Annotated in this window: 10 protein-coding genes and 1 pseudogene; 4 read left to right on the top strand and 7 right to left on the bottom strand. The window is 68.2% G+C overall.

Annotated elements, in window-relative coordinates; genetic code table 11:
• Window positions 1-334: FAD-binding oxidoreductase (locus RI841_RS07355; RefSeq protein WP_310704943.1), on the bottom strand; the 334-nt coding region annotated here is incomplete at its 3' end.
• 421 nt (window positions 335-755) lie between these two features.
• On the opposite strand from RI841_RS07355, the gene RI841_RS07360 reads away from it, so the two are divergent.
• Window positions 756-2,114, top strand: coding sequence for an aminotransferase class III-fold pyridoxal phosphate-dependent enzyme (locus tag RI841_RS07360; protein ID WP_310704944.1), 1,359 nt, complete (start codon window positions 756-758; stop codon window positions 2,112-2,114).
• 32 nt (window positions 2,115-2,146) lie between these two features.
• On the opposite strand, the gene RI841_RS07365 is transcribed toward RI841_RS07360, so the two are convergent.
• The 6 genes from RI841_RS07365 to hemA are packed head-to-tail and all read right to left on the bottom strand — an operon-like array spanning window position 2,147 to window position 7,606.
• Window positions 2,147-3,052: a LysR family transcriptional regulator gene (locus tag RI841_RS07365; protein ID WP_310704945.1), complete on the bottom strand. Its 906-nt coding sequence runs from the start codon at window positions 3,050-3,052 to the stop codon at window positions 2,147-2,149.
• A gap of 10 nt (window positions 3,053-3,062) precedes the next feature.
• Window positions 3,063-3,812, bottom strand: a complete 750-nt coding sequence (locus tag RI841_RS07370; protein ID WP_310704946.1) for a molybdopterin-synthase adenylyltransferase MoeB — start codon at window positions 3,810-3,812, stop codon at window positions 3,063-3,065.
• 8 nt (window positions 3,813-3,820) lie between these two features.
• Window positions 3,821-4,321, bottom strand: a complete 501-nt coding sequence (locus RI841_RS07375; RefSeq protein ID WP_310704947.1) for an Lrp/AsnC ligand binding domain-containing protein — start codon at window positions 4,319-4,321, stop codon at window positions 3,821-3,823.
• 52 nt (window positions 4,322-4,373) lie between these two features.
• Window positions 4,374-5,237, bottom strand: a complete 864-nt coding sequence (gene prmC, locus RI841_RS07380; protein ID WP_310704948.1) for a peptide chain release factor N(5)-glutamine methyltransferase — start codon at window positions 5,235-5,237, stop codon at window positions 4,374-4,376.
• On the bottom strand, window positions 5,234-6,328 hold the full coding sequence (prfA, locus tag RI841_RS07385) for a peptide chain release factor 1 (protein WP_310704949.1): 1,095 nt from the start codon (window positions 6,326-6,328) through the stop codon (window positions 5,234-5,236). The genes prmC and prfA overlap by 4 nt, the downstream gene beginning before the upstream one ends.
• Window positions 6,329-6,337: 9 nt before the next feature.
• Window positions 6,338-7,606, bottom strand: a complete 1,269-nt coding sequence (gene hemA / locus RI841_RS07390; RefSeq protein ID WP_310704951.1) for a glutamyl-tRNA reductase — start codon at window positions 7,604-7,606, stop codon at window positions 6,338-6,340.
• A 202-nt stretch (window positions 7,607-7,808) separates the two neighbouring features.
• Between hemA and RI841_RS07395 the strand changes: the two genes are divergently transcribed.
• The 3 genes and pseudogenes from RI841_RS07395 to RI841_RS16510 all read left to right on the top strand — a co-directional run.
• Entirely contained in the window at window positions 7,809-9,602 is a 1,794-nt protein-coding gene (locus RI841_RS07395) for a tetratricopeptide repeat protein (RefSeq protein WP_310704952.1), read from the top strand.
• Complete coding sequence (lolB, locus tag RI841_RS07400) at window positions 9,599-10,210, top strand: lipoprotein insertase outer membrane protein LolB (protein ID WP_310704953.1); 612 nt, start codon at window positions 9,599-9,601, stop codon at window positions 10,208-10,210. The genes RI841_RS07395 and lolB overlap by 4 nt, the downstream gene beginning before the upstream one ends.
• A gap of 16 nt (window positions 10,211-10,226) precedes the next feature.
• A pseudogene (locus RI841_RS16510) lies at window positions 10,227-10,324 on the top strand (4-(cytidine 5'-diphospho)-2-C-methyl-D-erythritol kinase); the annotation flags it as partial.

Genomic DNA, 10,324 nt, shown 5'->3' on the forward strand with positions numbered 1-10,324 from the left:
GGCGTACCGCCTCACGGCTCATCTCCCAGATATCCCGGGCCCGCTCCCGGCCGAGTGCCTTCTCAACGGTGCCGATGTCGGTGCCCAGGCCCGGAAGGATCTGGCCCCCGCTTCGCCCGGAAGCGCCGTGCCCGATCTCCCCGGCCTCCAGCAGCACCACCGAATACCCCCGCTCGGCGAGGTGCAGTGCTGCTGAGCAACCGGTGATGCCGCCGCCGACCACGCAGACATCGGCGCGCACTTCGCCCTCGAGTGGAGGACAGGCACCGAGCTCGACGGCGATGGAATCGCGGTACCAGGAAGCGGGCTGTTCCAGAGGTGGCGGGGTCGTCATGCGAGACACCTGTCGGTAATGCGCGTTGCGCTGGTTGTTGTTGGATCACTCGCCCGACGAAAGGTCCCGGGCAGGCAATCTCAGTTTGACACCAGCACCGCAACATCTGTCAAGTATTTAATACCTAAAAAGTGACCGAACCACATTAGAGAAAAAAGCTAAAATCTTGAAAAATTACACAAGTAGCTGTTTAAAAATGAAGAATTTGAAAAACAAGGGGAGGAAAATGTCAGGCAGGCAATCCGGAACACGGGGCAAGCGTCGTCAATTAATCACCATCACTCATACCGGCGACACGAGGAAGGCAAGCTGGCCTTTACGTCAGTGTTCCCTCACGCAAACGTCAGCAGGCCATCCTTTTATAAACTCGACGATCCCCCCATCCTGAAACAAGGACCATGCTTCGAACGAGGAGACCACCATGACTGTGTCGACTGCTCCTGCCTCCCATGCCGTCGAGCACGGCAAGGGGGCCACCCCGCTCAACCACCACTACTGGATGCCGTTCAGCTCCAATCGCGACTTCCATGCCCATCCGCGGGTGATCACCGCCGCCGAAGGACGCTACTTCATCGACGACCGTGGCCGGCGACTGTTCGACTCCCTCTCCGGCCTCTGGACCTGCGGCGCCGGCCACAACCGCGCCGAGATCCAGCAGGCGGTGGCAGCCCAGTTGGGTCGGCTGGACTATGCCCCGGGCTTCCAGGTCGCTCACCCGCTGGCCTTCGAACTGGCCGAACGGGTGGCGGCGCTGACCCCGCCGGGGCTGGACCACGTCTTCTTCACCGATTCCGGCTCCGAGTCCGCCGACACCGCGGTGAAGATGGCGCGTGCCTACTGGCGCCTCCAGGGGCGTCCGGAGAAGACCCGGCTGATCGGCCGCGCCAAGGGCTACCACGGCGTCAACGTGGGCGGTACCAGCCTCGGCGGGATCGGCGGCAACCGCAAGCACTACGGCCAACTGATGGACGTCACCCACCTGCCCCACACCCTTCAACCGGCACTCGCCTACACTCGCGGCCAGGCCGATAGCGGGGCGGAGCTCGCCGATGCCCTGCTCGACCAGATCGCCCTGCACGACGCCTCCAGTATCGCCGCGGTGATCGTTGAACCCATGTCCGGTTCGGCCGGGGTCATCGTGCCACCGAAAGGCTATCTGGAGCGGCTGCGCGAGATCTGCTCTGCCCACGACATCCTGCTGATCTTCGACGAAGTGATCACCGCCTTCGGCCGCGCCGGGGCCCGCACCGGCGCCGAGGCCTTCGGCGTCACCCCGGACATCATGAACGTGGCCAAGCAGCTCACCAACGGCGCGGTGCCAATGGGGGCCGTAATCGCCTCTCGGGCGATCTTCGACACCTTCATGGCGGGGGGCGGGCCGACCCATGCCATCGAGTTTCCCCACGGCTATACCTACAGCGCCCATCCCGTGGCGTGCGCCGCAGGACTGGCGACGCTGGACCTCTTCGAGCGCGAGGACTTCCCCGCGCAGGTGCGGGCCATCGCCCCGGCGTTCGAGGCGAAGCTCCACGCTCTCAGGGGCCGCCCACACGTGGTGGATATCCGCAACCACGGCCTGGCCGGTGCCCTGCAGCTTGCGCCCCGCGACGGTGATCCGACCATCCGTCCACGAGATGCCCACCTGGCACTCTGGGAGGCGGGCTTCTATGTACGCTATGGCGGCGACACCCTGCAGTTCGGCCCGCCCTTCGGCAGCACGGAGGCGGAGCTGGAGCGGCTCTTCGATGCCGTGGCCACGACCCTGGACCGGCTGGAGTGATGACCGACAGCCCCTGGGCGGGCGCTCGGCATCTAGCCGAGCGCGGCCAGGAAGGCCTCCAGCACCCGATGGGGACGTCGATCGCGCTGGGTAATCGCCACCAGGGGGATACGGTAGTGGCAAGTGTCGTGGCACAGGGCCTGCAACCGACCGGCCGCCACCCAGGGGGCGGCCAGGTGGTCGGGCAGATAACCGATGTAGCAACCGGTGAGGATCAGGAAGGCCGCTCCCTCGCGATCCGATGCTGTGGCGGCGCCACGCAGCCGCGCATGAGCCGCCCGGGCGGCTTCCGGCAGCGGGTAGCCGGGCACCACCGCCTCGTGGGCCGCCAGGCGCTGCGGGTTGGTCACCGTCTCGGCGAAGAGCGGGTGGCTGTCGGCACAGTAGAGCAGCGAGCGCTCGTCGTAGAGCGCCTCGCTGACCAGGCTCGACGGCAGGTTGACCTCGGGCACGACACCCACGTGCAGTCGGCCGTCCACCACGCCCCGGGCGATGCTGTCTGGCGCCTCCATGGCGATGTTGATGCGTACCTCCGGGCCTCGCCCCTTGAGAGTGGCCAAGGCGTGGGTGATGTGCATCTCGGGCATGCTGACCAGATTGTCGGTGATGCCGATATTGAGCTCGCCACGCAGGTTCTCGTGCAGGCCGTTCACCTCGGTGCGAAAGGTCTCCAGGGAGGCCAGCAAGGTGAGCCCTGCCTCGTACACCTGGCGTCCCTCCTCGGTGAGTGAGAAGCCACCGCGGCCTCGCTGGCAGAGCCGCAGCCCCAGTCGGCGTTCCAGATCATTCATGTGCAGGCTGATGGCCGAGCGGCCGACACCGAGCACTCCCTCGGCAGCGGAGAAACCGCCGCACTCCACCACCGCCTTGAAGACGCGGATCAGGCGAATGTCGAAGTCGCTTACTTGGCCCAGGGGAGCCACCTGATGGTTGGTCATGGGCGTCTCGTCAGGCCGGGCCGCAGACCGGACAGGCGGCGTCACGTGGCACCTGAAAGTGGCGCCACTGGCCGCTGAGGCCGTCGAAGGTGGATAATCCACGATGAGGCGTGCCGGCGCCGCTGACGAGCTTGATCGCCTCCAGGGCCTGGAAACTGCCGATCAGACCTACCAGCGGCGCTACCACGCCACTCTCGGCGCAACTGAGCGCCTCGTCGCCCTCCTCCCCCGGCGGATAGAGGCAGGCATAGCAGGGCGAGTCGGGGTCACGGGCATCGAACACCGCCAACTGGCCGGAGAAGCGGATCGCCGCCCCGGAGACCAACGGCACCTGCGCCGTGTGGCAGGCGGCGTTGATGGCATAGCGGCTGGAGAAGCGGTCGGTGCAGTCGAGTACCACATCCACCTCGGCGACCACCCGTGCCAGCACATCGCCGTGGAGATGGTCGGTGAGCGCCCGAATCGTACAGCCGGGATTGAGGGCAAGCGCCGCCTCCCGGGCCGACTCGGCCTTGTTGCGACCGAGGTCAGCGGTAGCGTGAGCGATCTGGCGCTGCAGGTTGGAGAGCTCGACCTCGTCGGCATCGGCCAGGGTCAGCCGGCCGAGGCCTGCAGCCGCCAGATAGAGGGCCACCGGCGAGCCCAACCCGCCGGCGCCGATCACCAGGGCGTGGCCGGCCAGCAGCCGCTCCTGGCCGTCGATGTCGACCTGGTCGAGCATGATCTGGCGGCTATAGCGCAGCAGGGCCTGGTCATCCATCGATGGGCTCACTTCTCCTCGAACTCTTCGATGTCGGGGACATGGAGGCTGAAGTCCTCCTTGACCTCCTCCATCACCACGTAGCTCTTGGACTCCTTCACACCGGGCAAGGTCAGCACCACGTCGCCGAGCAGCTGGCGGTAGGCGGACATCTCGGGAATCCGGCACTTGAGGATATAGTCGAACTGCCCCGAGACCAGGTGGCACTCCTGGATCTGCGGCAGCTTGGCCACGGCGCGACGAAACTCGTCGAACACCGACGGCGACTGGGTCTCGAGACTGATCTCGACAAACACCAGCAGGTTGGCCTTGAGCGCCCGGGGATCGAGCAGCGCCTTGTAGCCGCGGATGATGCCGGAACGCTCAAGGCGCTTGACGCGCTCCAGGCAGGGGGTGGTGGAGAGGCCAACCCGGGAGGCCAGGTCAACATAGGAAATTCGGGCATTATCCTGCAGACAGCGCAGGATCTTCAGGTCGATGCGGTCGAGCGAGCGAGTCTTGGGTTTCATGAATGCAAAGGCAACGAGACGTGGTGTTTTTTACTGACCAAGATGTACCACATCACGACTGCCCCCCACCAGTCCCGCCCTCAACGTGACGTCCCAGGCTGACCCTGTCGTGACCGCCGAGATCGCGCAGGGTCGCGATTTCGGCGTAGCCGGCCGCAGCGAGAGCGTCGCGCACCGCCTTCCCCTGGCCATGGCCATGCTCGAGCAGCAGCCAGCCACCGGACACGAGGTGGACCCGAGCCTCGCCCACCAGGTGACGCAGGCCGGCCAGCCCGCCCTCTGCCGCCACCAGGGCGCTCTGTGGTTCGAAGCGTACGTCACCCCGCCGCAGATGCGGATCGTCCTCGGCGATGTAGGGCGGATTGGAAACGACGAGGTGGAAGCGCTCGCCCTCGAGGGCGGCGAACCAGTCGCTCTCGCGGAAGGCGATGTTGGCGATGGCGAGCCGCTCGGCGTTCTGCCGGGCCAGGACCACCGCCTCCGGGCGAAGGTCGATGCCGACCACCGACCAGTCGGGGCGCTCGCTGGCAAACGCCAGGGCGATCGCTCCGGTGCCGGTGCCGAGGTCCAGAAGTCGCCCCCGGGGAGAGGCGGCCCGCTCCAGGGCCGCCTCCACCAGGCGCTCGGTGTCGGGCCGGGGGATCAGGGTGTGCGGCGACGTGGCGAGCCGCAGGCCCCAGAACTCCCGCTCGCCGGTCAGGTAGGCGATCGGCTGGCCCTGGGCGCGGGCCGCCACCAGCGCCTCGAACCGGGCCCACTCGAAGACCGGCGCCTCGCGGTCTCCCCAGGTATAGAGCCAGGTGCGGTCCACGCCCAGCACATGGCAGAGCAGCACCTCGGCATCGAGCCGCGCGCTCGGCGAGCCGGCCGCCGAGAGCCGCGCCGCGGCCTGGGCCAGCAGGCGATCCAGGGTCATCCGGCATCCTGCTGGAGGGCCGCCAGCTGCTCGGCCTGGTACTCGTGGATCAGCGGCTCGACCACATCGTCGAGCTGCTCGCCGCTGACCACCTCGTTGAGCTTGTAGAGCGTCAGGTTGATGCGGTGATCGGTGATCCGCCCCTGGGGGAAGTTGTAGGTGCGGATGCGCTCGCTGCGATCGCCGGACCCCACCAGGGAGCGCCGGGCGTCGGCCTGCTGCTGGCGCTGGCTGGCCACGGCCGACTGCTTGAGCCGCGCAGCGAGCAGCGACATCGCCTTGGCGCGGTTCTTGTGCTGGCTGCGCTCCTCCTGGCACTCCACCACCACGCCGGTGGGCAGGTGGGTGATGCGGATGGCGGAGTCGGTGGTGTTGACGTGCTGGCCGCCGGCGCCGCTGGAGCGGAAGGTGTCGACCCTGAGATCGCCGGTGTCGATGTCGATGTCGCCGACCTCGTCGGCCTCGGGCATCACCGCCACCGTGCAGGCGGAGGTATGGATGCGCCCCTGGGACTCGGTGGCCGGCACTCGCTGCACCCGGTGGGCACCGGACTCGAACTTGAGCCGTGCATAGACACCCTCCCCCCTGATCCGCGAGATGATCTCCTTGTAGCCGCCCTGCTCGCCGTGGCTGGCGCTGACCACCTCCACCTTCCAGCCGTGCTTTTCGGCATAGCGGGCGTACATGCGGAAGAGGTCACCGGCGAACAGCGCCGCCTCGTCACCGCCGGTACCGGCGCGAATCTCCAGGAAGACGTTGCGCCGGTCATCGGGATCCTTGGGCACCAACAGCTGCTTGAGACGAACCTCGAGGGCCTCCAGCCTGTCGCGCCCCTCGTCCCGCTCGAGCTCGGCCAGCTCGCGCATCTCGGCATCGGTATCGCCGAGCAGCTGCTCAGCGGAGGCGATGTCGGCCTCCACGGCGCGATACTCGCGCCAGGCCTCCACCAGGGGTTCGAGCTCGGCATATTCCCGCGAGTAGTCGCGGAAGCGGGGCTGGTCGCTGATCACCTCGGGCTCCGCCAGCAGGGCGGAAAGCTCCTCGAAGCGTTCGACGAAGGCGTCGAGGCGCTGGCGCAGGGTGGCTTTCATCGGCGCGTCCTATCGGGAATGGTGGGTGGATTCATCCAGCAGCAGGGCAGTGGCGGCGTCCAGCAGATCACGACGCTCCCGGGAGGCCGCCTCGCGCATCGCCACGGTGGGTCGATGCATCAGCCGGTTGGTCAGCTGGTGGGCCAGGCGACGAATCACCAGCTCGGGGTCCTCGCCGCGGGCCAGGCGCGCCAGAGCCTGCTGTTCGGAGAGGTCGCGCATGGCCTCGCCACGGGCACGCACGTCGCGGATCAGCTCGCCGCCACTGCGGATGCGCCGCTCGTGCTGCCAGTTGCCCACGCCGTGCTCGATCAATGACTCGGCCTGGTCGGCGGCCACCTGACGATGCCGGCGGTTCTCCTCGATGACCTCCTGAAGGTCATCGACGGTATAGAGGAAGACATCGCTGAGCTCGCCTACCTCGGGCTCGATATCCCGAGGCACGGCGATGTCGACCATGAAGACGGGGCGGTGGCGGCGCTTCTTCAGCGCCCGCTCCACCATGCCCTTGCCGAGGATCGGCAGCGGCGCGGCAGTTGAGGAGATCACGATATCGGCCTCGACCAGGGCATCGGGGATCGCATCGAGAGTGATCGCCTCGCCACCCAGCGGCCCGGACAGGGCCTCGGCCCTGTCGCGGGTGCGGTTGGCCACGGTGAGCTGCCGTACACCGGCCTCATGGAGGTGACGCGCCACCAACTCGATGGTCTCGCCGGCGCCGATCAGCAGCGCCCGCGAGCGCGTGAAGTCGCCGAAGATGCGACTGGCCAGGCTCACCGCCGCATAGGCCACCGACACCGGGTTTCGACCGATGCCCGTTTCGGTGCGCACCTGCTTGGCCACGGCAAAGGTATGCTGGAAAAGACACTCCAGCTCCTTGCCCAATCCCTTCTCTCGACGACTGGCCTGGTAGGCCTCCTTGAGCTGGCCGAGGATCTGCGGCTCGCCCAGCACCATGGAATCCAGTCCCACCGCCACCCGCATCAGGTGCCGGGCCGCGTCGTTCTCGTGGAAATGGTAGGCACAGCGCGTGAGATCCTCCACCCTCAGCCCATGGAAACGGCCCAGCCACTCGAGGATCTCGTGCTCACCGACGGCATCGGTGACGCAGTAGAGCTCGGTGCGGTTGCAAGTGGAGAGGACCGCCGCCTCGCGCACTTCCGGCAGCGCACGCAGCTCAACCAGCGCCGCCTCCAACTGAGTCGGCGAGAAGGCGACCTGCTCGCGCACCTCGATGGTGGCGGTCCGGTGGTTGATTCCCAGGGCAAGAAGCGTCATGCGTTCGGCATCTTCGCGAGTCGTGGTTCCGGCAGGGGCGCAGTGGTGATGTCCGTCGACGCGGACCGCCCATCCTCGAAGCGCAATATTCTACCACAGGCCGTCCGCCCGGGGCGCCATCACATGCCCTGATCGGGATCATGCTTTGCCCGGGGAAGTCGAGCCGTTATGCTGGCCACTCGTCCTCCGGCACGAGACGCGCATGCCCCGCGGAATGCTCCCCCGAATCACTCACCGCCTCCCACTGGCGCCACTGGTACTGGCGAGCCTGCTCACCGGGTGCCAGGCCCTGCCCGGCGCCTCCTCGGCCGCCGAGCCCGACGACGACCCGCTGGCGGGTGCGCCGCCGGTCTCTCGCGGCCTGGATGCCGAGAGCCTCTCCGCCCTGCTGGTGGCCGAGCTGGCCGGACAGCGCGGCGACTATCCGCGTGCGACCCGCGGCTTTCTCGACGTCGCCGAGCGCTACGGTTCCGCGCCCCTCGCCGAGCGCGCCACCCTGGCCGCCCGCTTCAGCGAGGACGCCCGGCTGCTCGAGGAGGCCGCACGACGCTGGCAGGCCCTGGCACCGGGCAGCGATTCTCCCGCACGCCTGCTCTCCAGTCTTGCCATCCAGCGCGGCGATTGGGACACCGCCCTGGTACAGCGCCTGGCCGCCATTGCACATGGCGCACAGGAGGAACTGACCGGCTTCGTGGGGAGCGCCCTCGAGGCCGGTGCCGATCCGAGACCCCTGCTGACCAGAATGCGCGAGCACCTGGCGAGCCTCGACAAGCCGCGCCACGACAGCGAGCTTGCCACCGCCCTGCTGGAGGCCGCCGCGGGTGAGCGCGCAGCCGCTGAGCAGCGCCTGTCGCGACTGGCCCGGGCGGCCCCGAATCTGCCCGAGCTGTGGCAGATCCGCGCCCGCCTGGCCCTCGAGGCTGACGATCCTGCAAATGCTCGAGCGGCGGCACGGCGCGGCCTGGCGGTAGCGCCGGGCGACCCGCGCCTGATGCTGCTGCTGGCCCGTGCCGAAATCCGGCTGGGCGACATCGAGGCCGCCGAGGCCACCACCGACGCCTTGCTCGATGACCATGGCGACGACCCCGAGCTGCGCCTCGGCCTGGCGCGATTGTTCCTGGAAGAGGAGCACCTACCCCCGGCGCGCCGCCTGCTGCTGCCCCTGGTCGGTGACGACGAGGCCCCGCCACTGGCTTTCCTGCTGCTGGGCGCCATCGCCGAGGAGGAGGGCGAGATCGACAACGCCCTGCTTTACTATCGCCAAGTGTCCGAGGGCGAGCAGTTCATGACCGCACGCATGAATGCGGCCCGAATGCTGATCGCCGATGACCGGCTACTCGACGCGCGTGCCTTCCTGCGCCTCGAGCGGCTACGCCACGAGGCCTACCACAGCGAACTGGTCTCCCTGGAGGTCGAGCTGCTCGACGAGGCAGGCGTCAACGAGCAGGCCGACGCCCTGCTCGACAGCGAGTTATCCCGACGCCCCGACGATGAACGGCTGCGCTACCAGCGGGCCATGCGCGCCTTTGCCAACGACGACCTCGCGGCCATGGAGGCGGATCTTCGCCATATCATCGCGGGCGACCCGGACAACGCCAATGCCCTCAACGCCCTGGGCTACACCCTCGCCGATGCCGACCAGGAAGGTCGCCTGGAGGAGGCCCGCGAACTGATCGAGCGGGCCCACGCGCTGGAACCCGGCAATCCGGCCATCCTCGACAGCCTGGGCTGGGTCCTCTATCGCCAGGGCGACCCCGAGAGCGCCCTGCCCTGGCTCGAGCGCGCCTGGTCGGCGATGCCCGACCAGGAGATCGCCGCCCACCTGATCGAGGTGCTCTGGACGATGAGCGAGGAAGAGCGTGCACGCGAACTGCTCGAGGAGGCCCGACGGCGCTTCGAGGAGCGCCCGCTGATCGACGAGCTCCTGCAACGCCACCCCGCTCTGGACGCTACCGGGCGTGACGACTGGCCCCCTGACGAACGGACCTCGCCATGACGACACTGCCTCGACTGATGATCCCCCTGCTCGCCCTGGCCCTGCTGGCCGGCTGTGCCGGCCGGGCGCCCGCCCCCGAGGGCGAGCGAGCCGTGGGCCAGTGGCAGGCCCAGGCCGAGCGCCTAGACGAACTCGACACCTGGGTGCTGGTCGGCAAGGCCGGCCTGCGCACCCCCGAGGACTCCACCAGCGCCAACCTGGACTGGAGCCAGCACCCTCATTACTATCGGCTGCTGATCAGCGGGCCTTTCGGCAGTGGGCGCAGCACCCTGGAGGGCCGCGAGGGACGCTTCTCGCTGACCACCGCCGAGGGCCGCTTCGAAGCCGAGACCCCGGAGGCGCTGATGGCGCAGCGGCTGGGCTGGTCACTGCCGGTCAGCGCGCTCTCCGACTGGATCCGCGGCCTGCCGGCGGACGGCACGCCCCATCGACTGGAAGAGGACGCACTGGGTTTCCCCCTTCGCCTCGAGCAGGACGGCTGGGAGATCGCGTACCGCGACTGGGAGCGCGTCGCCGACCTCTGGCTGCCCAGGCGCCTGGTGATGACCTATGACGACCTGCGGGTCACCCTGGTGGTCACGGACTGGCGCCCGGCCTTAGATGATTGACATGCCAAAGACCGCCATGCTTCCCAGGGTGCTGGAACTGCCGGCGCCGGCCAAGCTCAACCGCCTGCTGCACATCACCGGCCGCCGGCCGGATGGCTACCATGAGCTGCAGAC

The organism is Halomonas sp., assembly GCF_031581305.1.
Lineage (GTDB): Bacteria > Pseudomonadota > Gammaproteobacteria > Pseudomonadales > Halomonadaceae > Halomonas.